Consider the following 20,220-nt stretch of genomic DNA (forward strand, 5'->3'; position numbering starts at 1 on the left):
CGGGTCATTGGCCGAGGTCTCCGATGTTGATCTCGGATGCCGGGTGGTTTCCCCATCGGTCCAACATCCCGGTCGGGCCCGTGCCGATGACATCACCCAGCCGGACGGCACTCATTGAATTGGTCGGGTCGTTGGGGTTGGCTTCCCAAGGGTTGCGCAAGATGAGGTAGGCGTCGTCGCCGGTGCCGTCGACGCGTTCGACGATGTAGGTGTGGTTGCTGACCATCGGGCCGCCATGTTCGGAGCTGGAGATGGTCACCGGCTGATGGTTGGCGAGCGCGGTGGTGATCTCCTGATCAATGTGTTCCTGGGTGAACCAGGCATGTTGGGGGTTGATGGTCATTCCGCGGTTGCCGGTCAGGGCCTGCAGTGCGTCGTGAGCTTGGCCGCCTTGGCCGATGCCGTGATCGAGGGCGTGCCCCAGTTCGTCGCTGGGGGAGTGCATCTTGGCGTACGCGGACTCCAGCACGCTGGGCCACATCGGTGCTTTCGGGTCTGGCCAGCTCGCGCCGCCGTGGTCCCGGTCTGTCTGAAGGTCATTCTGGGTGACCGGAATGTGTTGCCATCCATGACCATTCCACAGCGTCACGTCGAAGTTGCCGCTCTGGTCGTCGTAGTGAATGCGGTCTTTGATCCACTGGGGGTTGGCGTGCGCGACCGCGCCCATCGTTGCGGCGAAATAGCAGTCGCCAATTTTGTTCTGCTTGACGTCGGCGGCCTGGGGTGGGGTCGGGAAGAGGTTCTTGTCGGTCCACTTGGGGGTCTTGTGGACGGCGTCGCCGGGTCCTTGAGGGAGGGGGGCACGGTTCTTATCGAAGTCGGTTGCCTGGACGCTGCCGTTGGGGTCTTTGGGGGTTTTGTCGTCGGCGAACTTGATGGCGTTCTGGGCGCTTGCTGCGTTGGTGTCGGTGGTGGTGTAGTCGGCGGCGTGCTCGGTGAACCGCTGAGAGTAGGCGCCGAAGTCGGCGATCTTGGCCTGAAGTGGCCCTTGGGCGTTCACCAGGCCCGCGGCGATGCCGATGGCGGTGGGATAGCCGATCGGGCCGTGGGTGTCGGCGACGCGTTGTGCTTCGGCGATTGCCTGTGGGGCGATGCGTGCCATCTGGGTGGCCAGGCCGGAGTAGGCGTCGGCGAACCGCAACAGGTCCGCTGGGTTGACGTTCAGTTCCGCCACGTTCTACTCCTGCCGTTGGTCTTCGAGGTTCATTGTGGCCGGAAGTTGTGACACCCGGTTGCGGTATGCGGCGGGGGTATCGGTTTCAAAGTGCGCAGTCGATGCGCGGGATGTCACATCTGGGCGGGACGATGCGGTCATGCCGCTGATCGCCATGGAGTGATTGCCGACCACCGAAACCCACCTCACAGGAGCTGAGATGAACGACTTCGACTCGCACGCAGAACAATCCACCTACGGCACCGTTGATGCCGGCGATGGCGGCGACGAGAACCGGGGCCTGTACGGGAAGTATCGCGTCGAACGCGTCGACGGAAAGCTGAAGGGCCCGTACTTCGTTCTGGCGTACACCAGCGACCCGCACGCGGCCGTCGCTCTGGCCGCCTACGCCGATTCCTGTGCCTTGCAGTACCCGCAGCTGGCGGCGGACCTGCGCGCCGCGTTGGCGCAGCCTGCCGGCCGGACAGCGGGGTAGCCGCGTGGGCGTGCCTACCGGATGTCAGATCCTCGCGAGAGGATGCGCGCAAGCGGAAGGGGCGACGACTTGCACGGGCACACGGTGATTCGCGATGAATCAATGTCGGCCCCAGGGCTGGACGTCGCCGACTGCATTGTCTCGCCCGCTATCTGACCGGAGGAGAATTTTGATGTCTGACTCGTTAGGCGGCCTGCTCAGAACGTTGGCCATATTCTCGGTACCGGTCGCGCTGCTGCCGTACATGGTCAGCGAATCGCGCCAGATATTCGCCGACCTCACAGGCACGGATGCAGGGAAGGCCCCGGCGCCGGCGCCCGTCCCGCAGCCGGCGCCCGTCCCGCAGCCGGCGCCCGTCCCGCAGCCGGCGCCCGTCCCGCAGCCGGCGCCGGCCCCGCAGGCTGATGCGCCTTTCGACTGGACGGCCGTGGGCTACATCGCCGCGATCATCGCAGCGATCGCCATTGTGGTGGCCCTGGTATGGCTGGCATGGCGGGCCGTCCGACGCGGGCGCGAACGCACTGCCGAACGTGAGGCGTTGCGCCGCAGTCAGATTGACCGGTGGAATATCGGGGTCACCGCATACGGCGAGGCGTCATCCGGGCTGTGGGAATTCGAGAACGACCCGATGTCGGTGTACATCACACGGCCGCTATTGGCCGATACCAGTGAGCCCGCCAGCGCCGACTTCTACACGGCTTACGGTCTAGCTACCGAGCGCCATACCGAAACGATCCCCACCGACGACGCGGTGATCGAGGCGTTCGTTACCGCAGCCAAACAGGCGCGAGATACCTTCGTGCGCGCCGATGACAACGCGCGACGCAAGGCCCGCCTGGGATACACCAGCGGTGGACGGCAATTCACCGCGCCGCAGCGCAACAAGGTTGATCAGGCCCGCAAGCTGCTCACCAATGCCTTCGATGCGGGTGCGACGCCACAGGAGGCCCAGGCGGCGCATGCCAAAGCGCTGGAGCTGCTCGACGCGGTGGGTGTGCAGGTGCCTGAACGGTTGGTGTCGAAGCTGACCCTGAGCCTGGAGCAGGCCCACCGGCCGGAGCTGACCGCCAGTGCCCGGGATTGAGATGCGTAACCCGCCAGCCGCCGCGGACTCGGCGGGTGCAGTAACCATCCCTGCGCTGCCCACCGTGCGGAAAACCCGCCTCCGAACCTACGTCCGCCGGCTCCTGCTGGCCGGTGTCACCGGGAGCTGTGCGTGGGTGACGGGTCATCTGCTGGTCGTGCTGGTCGTGATGGCCGCGCTCGACCCGTACCACGGCTTTCCGCCGCTGATCGGCGCGCTGGCCTTTCTTGCGGCCCTCGTTTGGCCAGATTTCAGTAAGGCTTCTCTCGCGGCCCTCCCCCGGGCAGCCTTTCCTATGGCGCGGGGGCTGGTGCCGGTTCTGATACCCGACGATGAGCGTCTGGCCACCGCCGGCCACGAGGCGGCGCATCTGGTTGCCGCCGTCGCGCACGGAATCCCGGTGACTGAAATCTGCGTCCGCTCTCGCCGGCGGGTCAGCGGAGACTTCAGTCTCACCGGCCACGTTTCGTATGGCCCGCGGGAAATGACCCCCGACAGCGCCTGGGCCGCCCTGGTCACGACGCTGACCGGCAATGCCTATGACCGGGCCCACGGCGTCCCCGGATTCCTCAGCACCCCCGATTTCGACACGGCCCACCGGATCAGTGCGGATCTGTACCATCACCGTGTCGACCTACCCGGCCTTGGCGGCTACGCCAGCGCTGACGATATTTTCGATCAAGCGTTCACCGCCGCAACAACATTCATCACCAACCACGCAGAGACCATCACCACCGCGCGCGGGCTGCTGCTTGAGCATCTGGACGGCGCCGGTGCCGAGGTGATCACCGACCCGGACACGCTGAGTATGCTCACCGCCGCCGTCGCCGCCGGTCTGGCTGCCACAACCGATGAGGTCCTGTCATGACGGAGCCGGATGCAGACCGGGCCGTGCGGGTTCAGCGCATGACCGCCGCTGGCCTGACTGCTCGGGAAATCGCAGAGGCACTGGGCATTTCGTCCAGGACGGTCTTGCGGCACCGAGTGGCCACCGGCTGCGCCAGGCCGGCGGCCAAACATCTCACGCCCGAGCAGATTGCCCAGGCCCAGGCTCTGCTGGACGGCGGATGCTCGGTCCTGGAAGTGGCGCGAACCATCGGTTGTGGGCACTACCCGATCGCGCGGCACTTCCCCGGCCGGGGGCTGGCCGCCGCAACGCTGCGGCGCCTTCACCCGCGAAAGGAAACGTTTCGACGAGCTGGCTACACAGCTGAACTAAACCCGAGCCGTCCGACCAAAAGGTAGCGGCGGCGCAGTGACCCTGCGTGCAATGATGACCGAATATGCCTGATCAGAGGCACACACACGAAAGGACCGGTGCGCCGTGAACACTGCCATCAGTTTCGCGACCTCGCACCCCGCAATCATGATCGGGGTCGGGATCGGACTGGTGCTGTCGTTCATCGTGCATGTGATCATCCGGATCGAACGGCTAGCCGTGCGGGCAATCGTGGCGGTCGGCATGGCTGTGGCGGGCGGTGGCGTGGCGGGCAGCGGCGCCACCAGCGGTGTAGCCCAATTCGCCCAGAATCTCATGCAGCATCTCCACTGACGAGGACACGCACCATGCCCGACACCTTGGCACGCAACGAATCTGGCGTCTGCACGCTGGTGCGGGGCCTACGTGCGGCTGAGCTGGTGAGGTGATGATGAATCTCGCTGACGGGCTCGATCTAGACGTCGACTACGTCGCCGGCCGCAGCCTCGGGCTGCTCGGCAAGCGCGGCGCGGGCAAGTCAGCGACGTGCCGGGTGATCGCCGAGGAGCTCAATGCCGCCCACGTGCACACGGTGATCATCGACCCGATGGGCGTGTTCTGGGGCTTGCGTTCGAGCGCCAACGGTACCGGTGAGGGCTTGCCGATCCCGGTGTTCGGTGGCAGCCACGGTGATGCGCCGCTGGAGCCCTCGGCGGGCACGCTGATGGCGGATCTGGCTGTCGACGAAGGCCTGTCGATGGTGTTGGATTTGAGTGGGTTCACCAGCCGGACCCAGGAGCGCACGTTCGTGGCGGCGTTCTTGGACCGGATCTACCGCCGCAATAAGCATCTGCTGCACCTGATCATCGACGAAGCGGATCTGTTCGCGCCGCAGAAGCCGCGGCGTGATGATCTGCAGCTGCTGGTGGCGATGGAGAACATCGTGCGGCGCGGCCGCAACACCGGATTGGGCACGACACTTGCCTCCCAGAGGCCGGCCGTCCTGAACAAGGATGTTTTGTCGCAGGTCGATATCCTGGCGGCGATGCGGGTGACCGCGCCCAATGACCGTGCGGCCATTGCGGATTGGGTTCGCGGCCAGGGCGATGACGAGCGGTGGGCCACGGTGTCCGCCACGCTGCCGACGCTGGCGGTTGGTGAAGGCTGGTGGTGGGCACCCGAGAGGGCGATCCTGATGCGCGTACAGGTTCGGCGGGCGCACACTTTCGACTGTTCCCCGACCAGGGATCGCGGCAATAGCGTGGCGCGGGAACCGAAAACCCGCGCCGACGTCGACCTGCGCCAGATCGCAGAACGGATAGAGGCGACCCGGGAGCGTGCCGCGGCGGCCGATCCACGGGCGCTGACCGCGCGGATCGCTGAGCTTGAGCGTGAGCTCGCGCAGCTGCGTGCCGGGGCCGCGGTTGAGGTACCTGAGCCGAGCATTGTGCACGTGCAGGTGCCGTACGTGCCCGAGGCGGTGGTGGCCGCGGCCGGGGGCCTTGTGGACGCGATCGCTTCGGTGCGTGAGGGCCTTGGCCGGGCTGCGGAGGCGGCACAGGACTTGATGGCTGCCGTGGCCGAGGTCCCCGATCCGCCCGGTCCACCGTCCGTGCAGCCGATCGCACAGGCCGCGCCGGCCGCGCCGGTCGAGCGGCCCGCCGCTGGGCCGCCGCCGGCAGTGGAGCATGCACCTGCGGGTGGATTGGCGCCGGCGCTGCAGCGCATCCTCAACGCCCTGGCCGAGCTAGCTGGTATCGGCTTGACCGCGCCCACCCGCCAGCAGCTGGCTATGTGGGTCAAAGTCGGCATCCGGTCCAGTGGCTATGCCAACAATCTCGGGAAGCTGCGGACCGCTGGCCTGATCGACTATCCCGCCGGCGGGCAGGTGGCGCTGACCGACGCCGGCATCGCTGCGGCCGCGGCGCCGGCGCTGGCCCCGACGACCGCGCAGCTGCATGAACGGATCCGGGAGATGGTGCCGCCGGCACGCTGGAAGCTCCTTGGACAACTCATCGCGATGTATCCGTCGGCGGTCAGTCGCGGCGAGCTGGCCGAGCGCGCCGGGGTGGCCATTGCGTCGAGCGGGTACGCCAATAACCTTGGGGCACTGCGGACTTTAGGGCTGATTGACTATCCCAGTCCGGGGCAGGTGGCGGTCACCGAGGTGCTGTTCCTCAACGGGCAATCGGCTCCCGGTAAGCGGTGACGCGGGCTGGGATGTCAGCGGGTGGGGATACCGTTTGAGGTGTGTATGGCGGGGAGCAGCAGTGGCGCGCTTCGTCGCGCTGGTATGACAGCTATCTGACCGCGGACCGAGTGGCGCGGTACCTGGGGGATGCTGAGGGGTCGCTGGCGGCAGATTTCTTCGGCGCGCAGCCTGATGCGGGTGGCCGGCGGTGGAGCCTGGCGGAGATCTACACCTACCTGGACACTCGGGGTGGCGATGAGCGGATACCTCGGCTGTTTCCGCTCTCTGATGAGCGCGGCCCAGCGCGGCTGCTGCACACCAGCCATGTTGTGATCGCCGAGCTGGACGCGGAGTTCGTGGTGCACAGCTGGGATCCGCGCGATGGCCGCGGTGTGATTGCGGTGGGGTATCCCGTGCGCGATTCGGAGGGAGCCAAGGGCAAGCGCGCCGCTGACGCGCTGTTGGGGTTGACGGGGGCCAGTGCTGTGGCGATCCTCTGCGGCGGTGATGCGCCGATCCGTCCCGGTTACGAGACGCCGCAACCGGGCGTGTGGGTGGCCGACGGCCGCTTGTCGCATGCGATGGACACCGTCAGCATCTGCACCGAACGGTTCGGATGGAGCGAACTGAACCATCTACTGGGGACATCGCTGCCGTACTGGCCTTATGGACTGCGGGACCGCGAGGCCATGCTGGCGTGGCGGCCAGGGGATCGCCCGACCGAGATCACGGTGGGCACCAAAGAGTACGACCCGCAGGCCCTGGGCAAAGCCCTCGCCGCAGTGCATACACCGGTCGTCGAAGACGTTGTGGGGCGCCTGAGTCACCGCATGCAGAAGCTGATCTGGGAGGTCAGTGCGTGCGACCCAGCCTCTGAGGGCTACCGCTACGCGGACCTGCCGGGCCTCAATGTGGCCGCGGGGCCGGCGCATATCCCGGCGCCCGCGCCGGTGAGCACCGGGGAGGTGACGCTGCTGCTGCACCAGCGGGCACCGGATGCGCAGCTGGCTGCCGCCGTCGACTTCGAGGCCATTCCGATGCGCGGTGTCGTCAACGCCGTGCGGCGCGTGGACTTGACGGGGCCATTGGCTGAGGTGTGGTTGGCGCGGCTGGTCGCGGCACCGGTTCCCGACGAGCTCGGATTCCGTCTCCTGGAGCGCGAGTTCGACGGGGCCGGCGGGCCGATCGAGTACCTGGTGCACCCGAACCTTCCGGACTGCTGGATCGCCTGCCAAGGTGGAACGATCGTGCACACGATCGGCCCCGTGGTCCCCGCGACCGGCATGGCAGCACGCGTCTATATGACCGAGAACGGCGGATTCTTCCGTGACACCAGCGGGGCGATCTGGCCGGTCCCGGTCGCGAGCTGGCCGGGCGAGAACACAACCATCGAGCTGGCTCGCGCGGTGATCCTGCTGTTCATCGACGCGGGCGCGAACATGGATGAATTCGACGGGTTCGAGCCGCCGGAGTTCATTGTCGAGCGCGTCCGGCAAAGCGAAGGCCGTCCGCTGCACTTCACCTACCCCCACAGCTAGGGGTTTTCCCTCTGCCAGCCGTGGTGTTCGGAAGTCTCGGACGCCGCGTGAGCTCGAGCACCACTTCCTCAGGGCCGTGATCCTGGTGTTCGTTCGACGGCGCCGTGAGGCATCATTCCCCTCCCTTTTCGCACCGCCGGCATGCCCGGCGTCGTGGCGCTGAACGCCGTTCCCGGCGCAATCTCATCGGTGCCCAGCACTCCCGTAGCAGTGAGATCACGGGATGTCACATCTGGGGGTGAAGATTCGGACATGGCTAATCGCGCCACGATCACATGCACGTCCAGCCCGGCTGAGCGCGCTGCGGGCCGCGGTGCCCGCGCGGACACCAAAGGCGGCGTGCGATGGCCGATCGTGCAGACCTGCGACGGGGAGAAGCACTGATGGGCAACACATTTGACGACGCGTCGGTGTCTGCGGCGGTCCCCGTCGCCGGGTGGCTGGTGGTGATGCCCGACGGGCAACCATATGCCTGGTACGCGCACGGCTGGAAAGGCTGTACCGACAGCACAGCGGCGATGGAGCTGTTCGAGACGTCCCCGCAGGCGCGGGACGCGCTGATCGCCGCCGGATGGTTCGCGCGCCCGGGCGGCCCCACCGATCTCTACCTGCGTGCGCACCAACGGATTTCCGCATGAGCACCCAGACCCGTACCCACGGCACCGGCGCCGTGGCCGACGTCATCCCAGCTACGACACCTCAACCCCATACCCGACTCTTCGAAAAACAAGGAAACCCAATGCCCAATAACTCTGGCCGTCACTCCCGCAACGCCAAAACCGTTCCGGTACGCGAATTCCTCGGATTGCCCGCCGCGCGTAACAGCGCCCGACACCGCGCTGGCGGATCCGGCGTCGCCGTGGCCGCGCCGCTGCGGTTCCCGACCGCTGCCGTCGCCCTGACCGCCGCGACCGCCGTGGCCTTCGCCCCGATCGCCCTGCACACCCCGCTGCCGCAGCATGTCCTGCCCAGCATCACCGTGCCCAGCATTCACCTCGACGCTGCCGCTGATCAGATTCAGTCCCTCAAAGATGCTGTCAACACGGAACTGGCCTCACTGGACGCCACCATCGCCACGATTGTCGGCGTCCCCGGCCAGACCCTGGCCACCGTCCTGACCAGCGCCGCGTCCCTCAACAGCGGCTTCTGGAAATCCCTGATCACCGCATCAGCGGCCAGCCCTCTGCTCTCGGGCGCCCTGCAGGCCCTGGAAGCGGTCAGCTCCGGTGGCCTGACCCGGCTGGCCGGCACCGTCACTGCCGCCAACGCCGACCTCACGTTGACCACCCAGCAGATCTCGAATCTGCTCACCTCCACCATCACCGGGTCGGCCGCGACCGCGCTGCTCGCCTTCGCCGGCATCGCCACCAACCCGCTGAGCCTGGCGTCCTACGTGGGCCTGCTCGATGTGCCCTTCACTCTCGGTGGAGGCGTCCTGTCGAACGTCATCACCGCCGCAAATGACCTGGGAGCCAACGCCATCAGCCTCGGCGGCACCATCGTCACCGGTGTCACCGCCCAGATCGGCAACATCGTCGACGCCGTCAACACCCTCGTCAACGGGGTGAAAAGCAGTATCGACAACAACATTGTCGATGGGCTGATCACCGCCGTCCAGGGAGTCGTCGCCGCACCCCTGCAAGCCATCCTGGCCGGTGTCAACGGCGTCACCAACGCGATCACCGGAGGAGCCACCAGCACACTGGGCGTCGTGGCGGCCGCCGCCGAGCACATCACCCACACCTGGCTGGGCAACGGCACCTCGAACGGGGCCATTCAAACCATCATCAACACCATCGGCTCAGCACCGTTGTCGCCCGAGGCTTGGGTCGCCGCCCTGAACACCGCGACCCAAGCCGCCATCGGAACCGTGACCAGCACCGCCACCACCGTCGTCGCAGGACTGGCGCCCATTCCCTTCACCGTCAGCGCGGCACTGGTCAACGCCGCAGCCGACTCAGTCACCGCGTTCAGCAACGGTGTCGCCGAGATCGCCGCCGGTCTGCTGACCGCCGTCGGTGTCCCCGGACTGCTGACCAACACCGTGTACGGCGTCGCGGGCGCCTTCAACACCGGCATCAAAGTGGCCGCCGCGGCGATCACCGCCAGCCTGAACACCGTCGCAACTCTGATCGGCGCGGTCACCTCCATCACCGGCCTCTCCAGCCCCGCCCCGGCCGCCGCGGTTCCCGCCACGTCCGCCAAGTCGCTGGTGTCACTGGCCGCCGCCAGCCAAACCGCCACGGCGACAACGGCAGCGACGAAGACCAGCGCTACCAGTGCTTCCGCGGCAGCCGTCGCGGCCACCTCAGAACCGGCCAAGACGGCCACCACCAGCAAGGCCCCGTCCGCTACCCCCGAGACCGGAACCACCACGGCGTCGAACTCCACCAAGGCCATCAGCACCGCCAAGGCCACCAGCATCGCCAGCGACAAGCCCGCCACCGACACTTCAACCAAGGCCGGAGCCACGGCGCCCGCCGCCGGCAAGGAAACCACGGCCGGCACCGCTCCGAGCACCACCAACCTCACCAGCTCCACCTCGGGAAAGCACGGCAAGCCCGACACCGACAACGCCAAGACCCCCACCCCGGTCAAAGCCACCCCATCGAGCGAAGGTGGCAAGCACGCCGCTGCCAGCACTGACACCGGGACTCAGACCCACGCCACGCACAAATGAAACTGAGAAACCGCAACAGGATTCGCGGTGGAGACCAAACGCCAACGGCCCCACCACGCACCGAGGGGACCAGCATGACACCACTGAGGACACGCAGCGCTGTGGCCAGGCAACTCTTGCTGGCCACAGCGGTAATCGGCTGCGGCGCAGCGGGATACACATGGCCGGCACATGCGCAGCCCAGCACGACACAGACACCCGACGCCCGAACGTGTGGCGCATTCGCGGCGGTCAACTATCTCGCCCACGAGTCGCTGTCGCCGGCCGCCAGCCCCGATCCCGCCTTTCACCGCGACTATGACCTGGTGGGCTTGGCCAACGCCCTGGACAACGTGGACAAAAGCGGCGTGTCATCGGACCTGAACTCCGCTGCCAGAGAATACATCTACGCGTTGGCGGAACGCGGAGCCGAGATCAACCACCATGAATCGACAGACCATTCCGGCCTGGATAAGTCCGAGCAGGTAATGGTCAACCGATGCGGCCCCACCGCGTTGACCGAAGGACATGCGTAGATGAGCGCGCCGCGAGTCCCCGAACCAGGGCCACAGTGCATCTGCTGCACGAACCACGGCCTGCTACCGGCAGCAACGCTGAACAATCAGCCCGTCGGCCACCCCGGCCTGGTGGACAGCGCCACCATCACCAAATGCTGCGACCAGTGCATCCACGCACTGTTTCTCGGCGGCACACACCCGCACGCGATCAGTCCACTGCTCGGCGGCATGCGATGACCCGCCGCCCGCACCCGCAAGGAACCGAACTGGCTGAGCCTGCGGGCGAAAACGACATACGCAAGTCCGAGGCGAACTGGGAGGCAATCACGTGTTAACCGAAATCAGAACAGAACCGGCACAGGAGACGATCCAGCCCGCGGGCGATCTCATCGACCGCGCCCAGCGAATGGCGCGCGAGCATCTCGGTGACCCGTTGCCGCGGCGGTATGCCCACACCGTGGCGGTCGCCGAACGCACGCGCAGTTTGGCGTCGTTGTTTCTGGCACCGCAGCGCGTCGACGTCGTGGTGGCAGCCGCGCTACTTCACGATATCGGGTACGCACCCGCGGTGGCGGACACCGGATTTCACCCGATCGACGGTGCGGCATTTGTCGCGGGCACCGCGGTGGGAACCGCCGCAGGGCCCGCGCTTGTTGGCCTGATTGCCCACCACACAGGCGCGGTGTACGAAGCCCGGGAACGCGGGCTGGACGGGCAGCTGCGCGCCTATCCGGTGCCCGACGCGATCGAGCTGCTGATTCTGAGCTGCGCCGACCTGAGCACCGGCCCCGACGGCACAGCGGTGACGCCCAGTGAGCGGATCGCCGAGGTGCTGGTGCGGTACCAGAGCGATCATCCGGTGCATCGAGCGCTCAAGCGGTACGGTCCGCTGCTGGTTGCTGAAGCGCGCCTGGTCCTTGCCGCGGCTGACCTCGTTAGCACCACGGGCTGCCCGGTCAGTGAGGCCCGCGGGGTCTTGCGCAGGATGGGTACGTACTTCGGGATTCCCGTGGACCGCTCGCCGGCAGGGGCAGGCCTGCGATGAATGTCCCGGTGTGGCCGCCCCAGATGTTGCGGGACGCGATGATCGTCGCGCTGCGGTCAGCCGATGGACCTATGACCGCGAGTGCCCTTGTGCCGCATATGCCGTGGCGTCGCTTCCGCTCCGACACCGACTGCACTGAGTACCCCACCATCGCGCATTACGAACACCAGAAGGGGCGAATGGTCGAGTGCCACATCACCTGGCATGTATGTGAAGCCCGACCGTTCACGTCGCAGGTCTATACGCACCTCGTGGCGCTCGAGAAACGGGGAATCGTGCGGCGCGCATCGGGAGCCGTTGGGAGGAGAGTGTTTTGGGAGCTCACCGAGCGCGGCGCCGCGACCGAGGAAATCGACGAACTACGAAGCCTGGTCGATCTCGACGACACCCCGGTATCTGCGGTCGACTATCCGGCGTGGCCACCTGACATCAGCGGTGGCGCCGCTATCGGATGGGCACTACGTGTCGAAACCGATACGGCACGCGTCCTTGAAGCTGCGCGCGAAAGCGCCAGCCGCTCGGCGGACATGCAGGTCGAATTCGCGCGCCAGCTGGAACAGACCGCCGAGGATCTCCTGGCCCGTGCCAGGGCGAACCGGGTCCGCGCTGAGGCCTTCCGTGACCAGGTGCGGCGCCGGGGGCTGGAATGAGCGTCATGAGGGATGGGCTCAAGCGGGGACCAACTACTGCCACCGGATGCGGATCGCGGACTTGGGTGCGATCCAGTGGGCGGGTATCGCCGTGTCGCTGTGCAACTCGATCAAGACACGGCCGACTGGCTCCGTCATTACCGGATGACCTCAACGTTCCCCCCACCGCAAGTCCCAATCGAGGAGGATTCTCAGTGAGCACCACCACTTCCCGTCAGCACCTGCTGGCTCGCCGGATCGCGCGGGCGGCCCTCATGGCCATCCTCGCTTTCACCGCATCGTCCCTGTTCCTGTTCGCCTTCGTGGTGGCGTTGTTCGGCCTCCACGAGACGTTCGCGCCTGTCATCGCGGGCTTGTTCGGCCCTCCATTGATCGACGTGCTCCTGCGCCCGATCGTCGTCATTGCCGCCGTCGTCGGCGGTGCCGTCGGTGTCGTCTCCTTCCTGGAAGCCGGCCGCGGCGGGTCCTCAGTGAACCGCAGCTTCATCGGGGCACCCCTCACAGGAGGACCCCGATGAACGCCACCGAAGACGGCGTCGAGCCCGTGGGAGAAGCTCCAGAGCTGACGGCGCAGAGCCAGCCAGAGCCGAAACATTTTGGGCAGCAGTCGGTATGGCGCGCAGCCTTCGAGACCAGTGCCAAAACGCCGGTGTTCCACTGATGTTCAAACAATGGGGCTCCTGGCGCAGTTATCTCGACGGTGCGGACCACCGTGAGCCGCAGGCCTACGTGAATCTGCTGACAGGCGAAGTCGGTGACGAGCAGCGGGCCCTGGACGCCGGGGGCGACTGGAGCGGGGTGTGGCGGCTCGGGAAGCATGCCGCCGGCCGCGAGCTCGACGGTGAAATCTGGGATCAGTACCCGCCTGCGCGTCCGGTGGTACCGGCATGATCACCGCCGCCGTCGCATCTTTCCGCCTGGTGGCCCAGACCTTCCCGCCACACGGATGCCAGCGAGACGTCGCCGCAGCAGTAGGGAACCCAGGCGCACGGTGAGCGTGCGCATATTTCGGATTGATTAGGAAGAGCGATGAATGCAGCTGACGATGGAATGGAGCCTATAGAGGAGGCTCCGGAAGTGGCGGTGCCACGACGCCCAGTATTGAACGGCCATGTGCAGGAACATGCGGCCAACGACCTCTTTGATGTGGTGGCCATGTGGGAGCGGGTCGATGGCTGAACGCAACTGCCTCGACACCATCCGTGCAGCGATTGAAACCCTGGACGACGAGCACATCCAACTCATTATCGAGAACATCGTCGGCGGCTTCATCCACGGCATGATCGACGACCTACACGCCCGCAGGGACGACATCGTGGCCGGCGTGGTCGAGGGCCTCGTCGGCCACATCTCCGCCGCCGCACAGCAGGCGCAACTGCGTGATGTAGCCCTCGCTGCGTCGAGGATCGGTGCCCCTTCGTCGAACGTCGCCGCGGCGTTCGCAGAAGTAAAAGCCGCGCACAAGCCGTCCCGCGCTGGAATAGCCGCCCGCAAGGCCCAGGACGCGGTCAAGCACATCTGCGAGGTCTGCGGTCGCGACGGCACCCGCCGGTATACCCGGACTTCAACCGGGTGGCGCTGCGCACCGTCCTCAGCCGATAGGTGCGCACGCAGGAGCGCAGAGCAGGTCGGGGCACCACCGGTTGATCCGAGGTTCACGCACCGAAGCGGCCGAGGCGTGCCTGCTGCGGATGAAACACGTACGCCGGCGGCTGCGTCAGCGGCCGCGGCGGCATCGACGGCACCAGCTCCCGGGCGCGGCGATTTCGCCGCGCCCGTCACCCAGCGACGCGTCGAGAAGCCCTCGCAGGCCTTCGTGAACCCGCATGCGACGGACGGCGTCATCACCGCACAGTGTCAAGACTGCAGGCGCACATGGACGTTGAGTGGACCTGAGTTGCAGGCGGACGTTGACGGGCACGAGCTCCGGAAGGGCCACATCGTGGACGTCTTGGACCGGGCTGAGGAGGGTGCCGCGTGAGCAGTCAGTCAATGGATGCCACGCCGATGGGTGCCGCGACCGTGGCCGACCGCGCTGCGGGGAAGCAGGTCGACGGGCCGGGCGACGTAGCTGCTGGCGGACGACCACAAGTCGATCCACTCGCACCTAGTCACTGCATTTATGGCCAAGCCGGGGAGCGTGTGTGTGGTTATACCGGCCACTTCCGTCCAGCGTGGTGCTGTCATCACGGCGAAGGCATGCCGGTAGCCGACACAGGAATGAGCACATGAGGGCCGGCGACCGATGAGCAGGCGTGGACCCAACTGCACTGAATGCGGCCAGCCCGTCGCGTGCGGTCAAGGAGTACGGCATCTGTCCTGTTCGCCGATGTGCCGAAAATGCTGGGCGCCCATAACATCTCATGAGGGCGAGTTCCACAAATGCACGACGAAAGCAAGGACACGGGCCGATGGCTAGCACCGCCACACCGCCCCCGGGGAGCGGAAGAACTCCGACAGCACACGTCGATGGGAACGTGATGCCGACACCATCGAGTTGCCCCGGAAGGGCATTCGCCCTCACGCACCGCCTCTTACGGCTGGGCGTGTCAGCCGCATTGTCAGCGATTGTGGTGCTGGCTGCGGGCGCTGACCTTCCCGTTGCTGCTGGCGCCGTGCAGGGCGAATGCCCGATTGATGCTGTGACGCTGCCTGATCCCAACGGCGGTCCACCCTCGTGCGCGAAGTGCCCGGCTGGCTACGCCGCCAGGATTCGGACCGGGCCGGTGCGCGGTCTCACATGCGAGGCGCCGGCTCGCGGGAGCGATCCGAATCCAGCTGTCCAGGCGGCGCTGTGACGGCGATCCGCTCGCCGATCGGGCTGGGCGCGCTGATTGGCGTTGCCGCGGAACGTCACGGCGGAGCGACGGGTCTGCGCCTGGCCGAGATCGCCCAGCAGGGAGGGCACCGCATCTCGCAACCTTGAACCGGCTACGCCAGCGCACTCATACGACTCGGCCAACGAACACCTCCATTGAGGCGATTCGCGTACCTCGTGGCCGTACCCGAAAGCGAGGTGTACGCCGCCGCTGGTTTGCATGCGCCGAGCGCCGTTGACTACGCACTGCCCGAGACTGCGCAGTGCCAATTCCGGGGCTATCGAGTGCATTACAGGCGTCACGCTGAACGTCACCGTCGGCGATACCATCGCCGAGCGCGAGCTCACCGACACGCAGAGGCTGCGGTTCCCCGACGGGCTGCAGCTGACCGTGACCGCGTGGGGTCTCCGCGGCTCGCAGCTGTCGGCGCTCAATGCCGCCGCAGCCCCGCCGGCATAGCTCCTGGCCCAGTCCATGCCGCACCTTTTCACCACAAACGCCACTGATGCCCTCTGTACCGCACGTTATTGCGGCAACGTGCGGTACTGGCGGGAGAACGACTGGCGCGGCACGGCGGCGCGGCCAGGGGACGGCGGGCCGCGGTACAGTCGTCTGCAGAGCCAATCGCATGGTTGACCCCGAGTCGCACTGGTGCCTGTACCACCGTCGACATCTGAGGGCAGAGGTCCACTGGATCTGCGAGAAGACAACCGTCACTACAGCGGCGGTGAGTACAGGTCGCCGTCACACACAGAGTGATAGGGACTGTCATGACGAAGAACTACGCCACCAAGCGCGCCGCCAAGGCCCTGCAGCAGGCCAACCCGGGTACCAACCGCCCCGACGCCATGCGCGCCGTTGATCATTCGGCGCCCGCTGCCACCCGCACCTGGCGCCGCGGCACCACCCCCTGGATGCGCACCCCCTCCAACCAGCCGTTCGAGTGCTACTTCTGCGGTCACTCCAATGGCATCCGGTCCTTCGGCGACAAGCCGACCGACAACGGCCGCGTCAGCGCATACTGCGACAACAGCGATTGCGCCGCAAGGGAATACGACGTCATCGTGGTCGACGACAACACCACCGCCACCCGCAACCGGTCCGACGTCCGCATCCTCGACCACTTCGGTCCGGTCACCAAGCGGCCCACGTGGGACATCCGCAGCGATCAGGACTGGGCCGCCGGCACCGCCCCGCACGTCCGCCGCAACCCCGGCCCCACGGTGTGTCTGTTCTGCGGCGAGCACACCAACGAGCTCGCCGCCGGCGACACCGCCGCCGACCACGGCCGTATCCGCTTGCACTGCACCAACCCGCGCTGCGCCGTCGTCGACGCCGAAGTACTCGTCTTCCGCGATGCCACCATGTCCACCGCGACCCGGCGAGATATCGACGCGCTCAGCGACCTTGAACCCGTGAACTTCGGCCGCCCTAAGCCCGAGCCCGGCCAGATGATGCGCATCGAGTCTTTCCAGGACCTTCGCGACCGCGAGGCCCGGTTCGACGCATTCGAGCTGCGCTCGTCCGGACCTGTTCCCTGGCAACTGGATTAACCCGGCAGATGAGCGTTCTGCGCATCCTGCATGTACGCGAGTTCTATTTCGGTGACGATGCCGTACTGGTGGCGATGGAAGCCACCTACATACGCAGGCAAGCACATCGATATCGGACCAGCAGCCCACGAACGGCGCTGGCGCTGCGGGCGTTGCTGGCCGCCGTGGCGCCTCCCACGCCCCTTCGAATAGAGCACCCGGCCGCGATGTAACTTTCGTGGGTTCGGGATGTCAGAGTCCGGGCATAGATTGCGGATATGTTGAAACCGACCGAGGAGCAGGCGGCCATTATCGACGCCGCTCGGGCGCAAAAGCACCTGGTGATTCAGGCCGGTGCCGGCACCGGGAAAACGTCGACGCTGAAAATGGTGGCCCACGCTCTTGGCGGCCGCACGGGTATCTACACCGCATACAACCGCGACGCCGCCCGGGAAGCCTCACGCGCCTTCCCGGCACACGTGGACTGCAGGACGGCGCACTCGCTGGCGATGGCCGCGGTGGGGTACAAGTACCGCCACCGGTTGGACGCGCCGCGGGACCTGCCGGCCCGCCGCGCCGAGGTGTTGGGCACCAGCTGGCTCGAGTTGAGTAAGACACGGTCGATCTCGCCGGTGCAGATGGCCCGGATCGCCGTGGACGCCGTCCAGCGCTTCTGCTACTCCGCCGACGACGAGCTCGACGTCTTCCATGTGCCCAAGCAGAACGGTGTGATGGGCACCGAGCACGACGCGCTGGCGAAGATCGTTGTGCCGTACGCGCAGCGGGCCTGGGAAGATGTGTGCTCGTACGACGGAGCGTTGAAATTTCAGCATGATCACTACTTGAAGATGTGGGCGCTGACCAAGCCTCAACTGTCTGTTGATGTCATTATGCTTGACGAAGGACAGGACTCCAATCCTGTTGTCGCGCAGCTCGTTCAGAATCAGCGCGATGCCCAGCAGATCGCCGTGGGCGATTCGTGCCAGTCCTTGTATCAATGGCGCGGAGCTATCGATGCGCTCGATAGCTGGCCCGCCGACGAACGGTTATTCCTGTCGCGATCGTGGCGCTTTGGACCAGTGATCGCCGCCCAGGCCAATCAGTGGCTGCAGCAGATCGGCACGCCGATGCGTCTGACGGGAAACCCCGATCTGGCATCGGAATTGGCGGACCTGCACGCGCCGAAAGCGATCCTGTGTCGCACCAACGCTGAGGCGATGAAACAGGTGATGGCGCTGCTGGCAGACGGGCAGCGCGTGGCACTGGCCGGCGGTGGCGGCGGTATCCGAGCGCTGGCCAAGGCGGCCCAGGACCTGAAAAACGGCCGCCGCACCAGCCACCCCGAACTGTTCTTGTTTGCAACCTGGGCAGCACTGGTGGAGTACGTGGAGGATGATCAGGCCGGCCGCGACCTCAAGCCGTTGGTGGACCTGGTCGAGGAGTACGGCGCAGAGGCGATCATCGAGGCTGTCGACGCCCTGGTTGACGAAAGGCGCGCCACCACAGTGGTTTCCACCGCGCATAAAGCCAAGGGGCGTGAGTGGGACACAGTGCGGATCGCCGGCGACTTCACCGAGCCGAGCAGTGGTGAGATCGCGAAGGTGGACGCCATGCTGGGCTACGTCGCCGTGACGCGGGCGCGTCATCAGCTCGATCGGCGTGGCCTGGCGTGGATTGATCGATTCACCGCGCGGCCGAAACCAGTCGGTCAGCCGACCCAGCTGCGGGCCGGCTGACGGGGACACCCTCCAGGCCTGGTGGGTTCCGCTCAACGGCGCGAGGGAGTAACCAATGGTGTACGACGCGGACGTGGTCGACCTTGACCACCCCAAGGTGCTCGACGAGGACCCCGCGCCGGAATTGGTCACTGAATGCAGCTGTGGGGCACGACGGTCCACCGTGCGCTACCTGCTTGTGTCACGGTGCGCCACCAAGGCTTTGGCGCGGTTGAAGGCCGCACACCCGGACGAATACGCGCAGTATCTAGCCGAACTCAAGCAAGAAGCACTCGCTGAATTCGACGTCAAGTGGCGCGGGCATCTGGCTGGCGACCACCGCCCATGAGAACCGGGGGCCCGGTCCCGCAGGCCAGCGCGGTGAGAACGACGTCGCCGCGGCCGAGAGCGCAGTAGAGGCCAGGTCAGGCCAGCTGATGGCGTGGCACCGCCGGACCAGGGTCGACTACCTGTTCGCCAGGACCAAAATGTTGCGCGCTGTTCGTCAGCGGCAGGTGCACGACAACCATCGTCGCGATGGTGCCTGTCGAAAAGCGTTGTGCGCGATGCTGGGGGCACCTACACCCCTGTCGACAACACGGATGAGTTCAGCGAGGGCATCTCAGGCGCGGTCGGCGAAATACCCGCTGCGCCCGACGATTTGGACACGGAAAGTGAGGCAATGATGCCGGGATCGCTTCGGGATGTCCGAACAGACCTCTAGCGTGTGGGTCATGGCAGACAGTGATGAAGGTTGTGACGATCGGTGGGACAGGTTGGCGCAACTGTGCCCGGTCACGACAGCCTCAATCAGTCTGGCGTCGTCGACGCCGGCACAGATCGTCGACGTGACGGCGCTGTCGGAGGATGCCGCGGCCCGCTACGCCGATGATCAGGCCGCCGGCCGCGGCCCCGGTAGCACCGCATCACTTGCAGGGCGCCTGCGCTCGCTGTTGACATCGAGCGCATACCGGGCGGAGCTGGCCGCCGCCCGCCCCAATTGGCCGGCCGTGACAGCTGACTTGCAGGCCTACGCCAATGGCCAGCAGCTACTCGCCGAGTGGCACACCGTCAGTCCCCACAGCGGTGTAGGCAGTGCCGCTCGCGTGTGGCCCGAGGCGTACGCGGTCGGCATCGCCGAATTCATGGCCGGCCGCATCCGAGGTTCGCAAGCCTGGCAGCGGCGGCTGTGCGATCGCTATGACGCCGGCTTTGACCTGGCCGCGACAGTGAACAACATCCGATTGCGCGCCCACCGCATGTGGCGTCAGCACGCCTGCACTGCCGGCAGTAGGGGTCGTCGCCGGCTGGGGGACTGGGACGCGGTAGTCGGGGCTGTCGAACAGCTCTGCGCGTACAGTCGCGAGCTCGATGCGATCGATGACCTCCTGGATCGCATCGAGGCCACCGAGCATCGCCATCCCGGCGCCCAGCGCCGGGGAGCGCAACTGCTGCTCCAGGAGCCAGGGTCAGGCCCCACCGACATCGACGACGCGGAAGTGGCCCTGATGATCGCCCACATCACCGCTGCGTTCGGTGCCCTATCGGACTCGATCAGAGCAGAGTCAACGGCGCTGGTCCCACACCGTCAGCCCTCGCCGCGCGAAGACGCGCGGTGATGA

General features: G+C 66.5%; 27 protein-coding genes. 26 read left to right on the top strand and 1 reads right to left on the bottom strand.

Annotation, left to right across the window (positions count from 1 at the left end):
* Positions 1 to 4: 4 nt before the first annotated feature.
* Positions 5 to 1,174, bottom strand: coding sequence for a C2 family cysteine protease (locus AC3WTE_RS15030; RefSeq protein ID WP_492438616.1), 1,170 nt, complete (start codon positions 1,172 to 1,174; stop codon positions 5 to 7).
* 199 nt (positions 1,175 to 1,373) lie between these two features.
* On the opposite strand from AC3WTE_RS15030, the gene AC3WTE_RS15035 reads away from it, so the two are divergent.
* From AC3WTE_RS15035 to AC3WTE_RS15160, 26 genes are all read left to right on the top strand, one after another.
* Positions 1,374 to 1,649 carry a hypothetical protein gene (locus tag AC3WTE_RS15035; protein WP_492438618.1) on the top strand — a complete coding sequence of 92 codons (276 nt, stop codon included), beginning with the start codon at positions 1,374 to 1,376 and terminating at the stop codon, positions 1,647 to 1,649.
* Positions 1,650 to 1,821: 172 nt separating this feature from the next.
* On the top strand, positions 1,822 to 2,733 hold the full coding sequence (locus AC3WTE_RS15040; RefSeq protein ID WP_492438620.1) for a hypothetical protein: 912 nt from the start codon (positions 1,822 to 1,824) through the stop codon (positions 2,731 to 2,733).
* 1 nt (position 2,734) lies between these two features.
* Complete coding sequence (locus AC3WTE_RS15045; protein ID WP_492438622.1) at positions 2,735 to 3,601, top strand: hypothetical protein; 867 nt, start codon at positions 2,735 to 2,737, stop codon at positions 3,599 to 3,601.
* On the top strand, positions 3,598 to 3,978 hold the full coding sequence (locus tag AC3WTE_RS15050) for a LuxR C-terminal-related transcriptional regulator (RefSeq protein ID WP_492438624.1): 381 nt from the start codon (positions 3,598 to 3,600) through the stop codon (positions 3,976 to 3,978). The genes AC3WTE_RS15045 and AC3WTE_RS15050 overlap by 4 nt, the downstream gene beginning before the upstream one ends.
* Positions 3,979 to 4,057: 79 nt before the next feature.
* Positions 4,058 to 4,285, top strand: a complete 228-nt coding sequence (locus tag AC3WTE_RS15055) for a hypothetical protein (protein WP_492438626.1) — start codon at positions 4,058 to 4,060, stop codon at positions 4,283 to 4,285.
* Positions 4,286 to 4,379: 94 nt separating this feature from the next.
* The gene (locus AC3WTE_RS15060; protein ID WP_492438628.1) at positions 4,380 to 6,140 is read left to right on the top strand and encodes an ATP-binding protein; all 1,761 of its coding nucleotides are present in this window, start codon (positions 4,380 to 4,382) and stop codon (positions 6,138 to 6,140) included.
* 41 nt (positions 6,141 to 6,181) lie between these two features.
* Positions 6,182 to 7,660, top strand: a complete 1,479-nt coding sequence (locus AC3WTE_RS15065; RefSeq protein ID WP_492438630.1) for a hypothetical protein — start codon at positions 6,182 to 6,184, stop codon at positions 7,658 to 7,660.
* 252 nt (positions 7,661 to 7,912) lie between these two features.
* Complete coding sequence (locus AC3WTE_RS15070) at positions 7,913 to 8,044, top strand: hypothetical protein (RefSeq protein WP_492438632.1); 132 nt, start codon at positions 7,913 to 7,915, stop codon at positions 8,042 to 8,044.
* Positions 8,044 to 8,298 carry a hypothetical protein gene (locus AC3WTE_RS15075; protein WP_492438634.1) on the top strand — a complete coding sequence of 85 codons (255 nt, stop codon included), beginning with the start codon at positions 8,044 to 8,046 and terminating at the stop codon, positions 8,296 to 8,298. The genes AC3WTE_RS15070 and AC3WTE_RS15075 overlap by 1 nt, the downstream gene beginning before the upstream one ends.
* Positions 8,299 to 8,399: 101 nt before the next feature.
* Entirely contained in the window at positions 8,400 to 10,340 is a 1,941-nt protein-coding gene (locus AC3WTE_RS15080; RefSeq protein ID WP_492438636.1) for a beta strand repeat-containing protein, read from the top strand.
* Positions 10,341 to 10,414: 74 nt separating this feature from the next.
* Positions 10,415 to 10,855 carry a hypothetical protein gene (locus AC3WTE_RS15085; RefSeq protein ID WP_492438638.1) on the top strand — a complete coding sequence of 147 codons (441 nt, stop codon included), beginning with the start codon at positions 10,415 to 10,417 and terminating at the stop codon, positions 10,853 to 10,855.
* Positions 10,856 to 11,074, top strand: coding sequence for a hypothetical protein (locus tag AC3WTE_RS15090; protein ID WP_492438640.1), 219 nt, complete (start codon positions 10,856 to 10,858; stop codon positions 11,072 to 11,074).
* A gap of 91 nt (positions 11,075 to 11,165) precedes the next feature.
* Complete coding sequence (locus AC3WTE_RS15095) at positions 11,166 to 11,882, top strand: HD domain-containing protein (RefSeq protein WP_492438642.1); 717 nt, start codon at positions 11,166 to 11,168, stop codon at positions 11,880 to 11,882.
* A gap of 38 nt (positions 11,883 to 11,920) precedes the next feature.
* Positions 11,921 to 12,532 (top strand): hypothetical protein, encoded by a 612-nt coding sequence (locus AC3WTE_RS15100; protein ID WP_492438644.1) that lies wholly within the window; start codon positions 11,921 to 11,923, stop codon positions 12,530 to 12,532.
* Between the two features lie 194 nt (positions 12,533 to 12,726).
* Positions 12,727 to 13,050: a hypothetical protein gene (locus tag AC3WTE_RS15105; protein WP_492438646.1), complete on the top strand. Its 324-nt coding sequence runs from the start codon at positions 12,727 to 12,729 to the stop codon at positions 13,048 to 13,050.
* Positions 13,047 to 13,193: a hypothetical protein gene (locus AC3WTE_RS15110; RefSeq protein ID WP_492438648.1), complete on the top strand. Its 147-nt coding sequence runs from the start codon at positions 13,047 to 13,049 to the stop codon at positions 13,191 to 13,193. The genes AC3WTE_RS15105 and AC3WTE_RS15110 overlap by 4 nt, the downstream gene beginning before the upstream one ends.
* On the top strand, positions 13,193 to 13,423 hold the full coding sequence (locus AC3WTE_RS15115) for a hypothetical protein (RefSeq protein WP_492438650.1): 231 nt from the start codon (positions 13,193 to 13,195) through the stop codon (positions 13,421 to 13,423). The genes AC3WTE_RS15110 and AC3WTE_RS15115 overlap by 1 nt, the downstream gene beginning before the upstream one ends.
* Before the next feature lie 138 nt (positions 13,424 to 13,561).
* The gene (locus AC3WTE_RS15120; RefSeq protein WP_492438652.1) at positions 13,562 to 13,711 is read left to right on the top strand and encodes a hypothetical protein; all 150 of its coding nucleotides are present in this window, start codon (positions 13,562 to 13,564) and stop codon (positions 13,709 to 13,711) included.
* Positions 13,704 to 14,513 (top strand): hypothetical protein, encoded by an 810-nt coding sequence (locus AC3WTE_RS15125; RefSeq protein WP_492438654.1) that lies wholly within the window; start codon positions 13,704 to 13,706, stop codon positions 14,511 to 14,513. Before AC3WTE_RS15120 ends, AC3WTE_RS15125 begins: the two co-directional genes overlap by 8 nt.
* Positions 14,514 to 15,326: 813 nt before the next feature.
* Positions 15,327 to 15,458, top strand: a complete 132-nt coding sequence (locus AC3WTE_RS15130; RefSeq protein WP_492438656.1) for a hypothetical protein — start codon at positions 15,327 to 15,329, stop codon at positions 15,456 to 15,458.
* A 127-nt stretch (positions 15,459 to 15,585) separates the two neighbouring features.
* Positions 15,586 to 15,810, top strand: coding sequence for a hypothetical protein (locus AC3WTE_RS15135; RefSeq protein WP_492438657.1), 225 nt, complete (start codon positions 15,586 to 15,588; stop codon positions 15,808 to 15,810).
* A 311-nt stretch (positions 15,811 to 16,121) separates the two neighbouring features.
* Positions 16,122 to 16,904 (top strand): hypothetical protein, encoded by a 783-nt coding sequence (locus AC3WTE_RS15140; protein WP_492438659.1) that lies wholly within the window; start codon positions 16,122 to 16,124, stop codon positions 16,902 to 16,904.
* A gap of 8 nt (positions 16,905 to 16,912) precedes the next feature.
* A complete protein-coding gene (locus tag AC3WTE_RS15145; protein ID WP_492438660.1) occupies positions 16,913 to 17,116 on the top strand; it encodes a hypothetical protein in 204 nt (67 codons plus the stop codon).
* 45 nt (positions 17,117 to 17,161) lie between these two features.
* The gene (locus tag AC3WTE_RS15150; RefSeq protein ID WP_492438661.1) at positions 17,162 to 18,619 is read left to right on the top strand and encodes an AAA family ATPase; all 1,458 of its coding nucleotides are present in this window, start codon (positions 17,162 to 17,164) and stop codon (positions 18,617 to 18,619) included.
* 55 nt (positions 18,620 to 18,674) lie between these two features.
* Positions 18,675 to 18,947 (top strand): hypothetical protein, encoded by a 273-nt coding sequence (locus AC3WTE_RS15155; protein ID WP_492438662.1) that lies wholly within the window; start codon positions 18,675 to 18,677, stop codon positions 18,945 to 18,947.
* A gap of 385 nt (positions 18,948 to 19,332) precedes the next feature.
* Positions 19,333 to 20,217 (top strand): hypothetical protein, encoded by an 885-nt coding sequence (locus AC3WTE_RS15160; RefSeq protein ID WP_492438663.1) that lies wholly within the window; start codon positions 19,333 to 19,335, stop codon positions 20,215 to 20,217.
* The last annotated feature ends 3 nt before the right edge of the window (positions 20,218 to 20,220 follow it).

Source organism: Mycobacterium sp. FW102-FHT13B02, from assembly GCF_058790275.1.

Bases quoted from the DNA above. Each gene is read 5' to 3' on its own strand.
- AC3WTE_RS15035 (WP_492438618.1), top strand. From the start codon at position 1,374: ATGAACGACTTCGACTCGCACGCAGAACAATCCACCTACGGCACCGTT.
- AC3WTE_RS15040 (WP_492438620.1), top strand. From the start codon at position 1,822: ATGTCTGACTCGTTAGGCGGCCTGCTCAGAACGTTGGCCATATTCTCG.
- AC3WTE_RS15045 (WP_492438622.1), top strand. From the start codon at position 2,735: ATGCGTAACCCGCCAGCCGCCGCGGACTCGGCGGGTGCAGTAACCATC.
- AC3WTE_RS15050 (WP_492438624.1), top strand. From the start codon at position 3,598: ATGACGGAGCCGGATGCAGACCGGGCCGTGCGGGTTCAGCGCATGACC.
- AC3WTE_RS15060 (WP_492438628.1), top strand. From the start codon at position 4,380: ATGATGAATCTCGCTGACGGGCTCGATCTAGACGTCGACTACGTCGCC.
- AC3WTE_RS15070 (WP_492438632.1), top strand. From the start codon at position 7,913: ATGGCTAATCGCGCCACGATCACATGCACGTCCAGCCCGGCTGAGCGC.
- AC3WTE_RS15075 (WP_492438634.1), top strand. From the start codon at position 8,044: ATGGGCAACACATTTGACGACGCGTCGGTGTCTGCGGCGGTCCCCGTC.
- AC3WTE_RS15080 (WP_492438636.1), top strand. From the start codon at position 8,400: ATGCCCAATAACTCTGGCCGTCACTCCCGCAACGCCAAAACCGTTCCG.
- AC3WTE_RS15085 (WP_492438638.1), top strand. From the start codon at position 10,415: ATGACACCACTGAGGACACGCAGCGCTGTGGCCAGGCAACTCTTGCTG.
- AC3WTE_RS15090 (WP_492438640.1), top strand. From the start codon at position 10,856: ATGAGCGCGCCGCGAGTCCCCGAACCAGGGCCACAGTGCATCTGCTGC.
- AC3WTE_RS15100 (WP_492438644.1), top strand. From the start codon at position 11,921: ATGATCGTCGCGCTGCGGTCAGCCGATGGACCTATGACCGCGAGTGCC.
- AC3WTE_RS15110 (WP_492438648.1), top strand. From the start codon at position 13,047: ATGAACGCCACCGAAGACGGCGTCGAGCCCGTGGGAGAAGCTCCAGAG.
- AC3WTE_RS15115 (WP_492438650.1), top strand. From the start codon at position 13,193: ATGTTCAAACAATGGGGCTCCTGGCGCAGTTATCTCGACGGTGCGGAC.
- AC3WTE_RS15120 (WP_492438652.1), top strand. From the start codon at position 13,562: ATGAATGCAGCTGACGATGGAATGGAGCCTATAGAGGAGGCTCCGGAA.
- AC3WTE_RS15125 (WP_492438654.1), top strand. From the start codon at position 13,704: ATGGCTGAACGCAACTGCCTCGACACCATCCGTGCAGCGATTGAAACC.
- AC3WTE_RS15140 (WP_492438659.1), top strand. From the start codon at position 16,122: ATGACGAAGAACTACGCCACCAAGCGCGCCGCCAAGGCCCTGCAGCAG.
- AC3WTE_RS15145 (WP_492438660.1), top strand. From the start codon at position 16,913: ATGAGCGTTCTGCGCATCCTGCATGTACGCGAGTTCTATTTCGGTGAC.
- AC3WTE_RS15150 (WP_492438661.1), top strand. From the start codon at position 17,162: ATGTTGAAACCGACCGAGGAGCAGGCGGCCATTATCGACGCCGCTCGG.
- AC3WTE_RS15155 (WP_492438662.1), top strand. From the start codon at position 18,675: ATGGTGTACGACGCGGACGTGGTCGACCTTGACCACCCCAAGGTGCTC.
- AC3WTE_RS15160 (WP_492438663.1), top strand. From the start codon at position 19,333: ATGGCAGACAGTGATGAAGGTTGTGACGATCGGTGGGACAGGTTGGCG.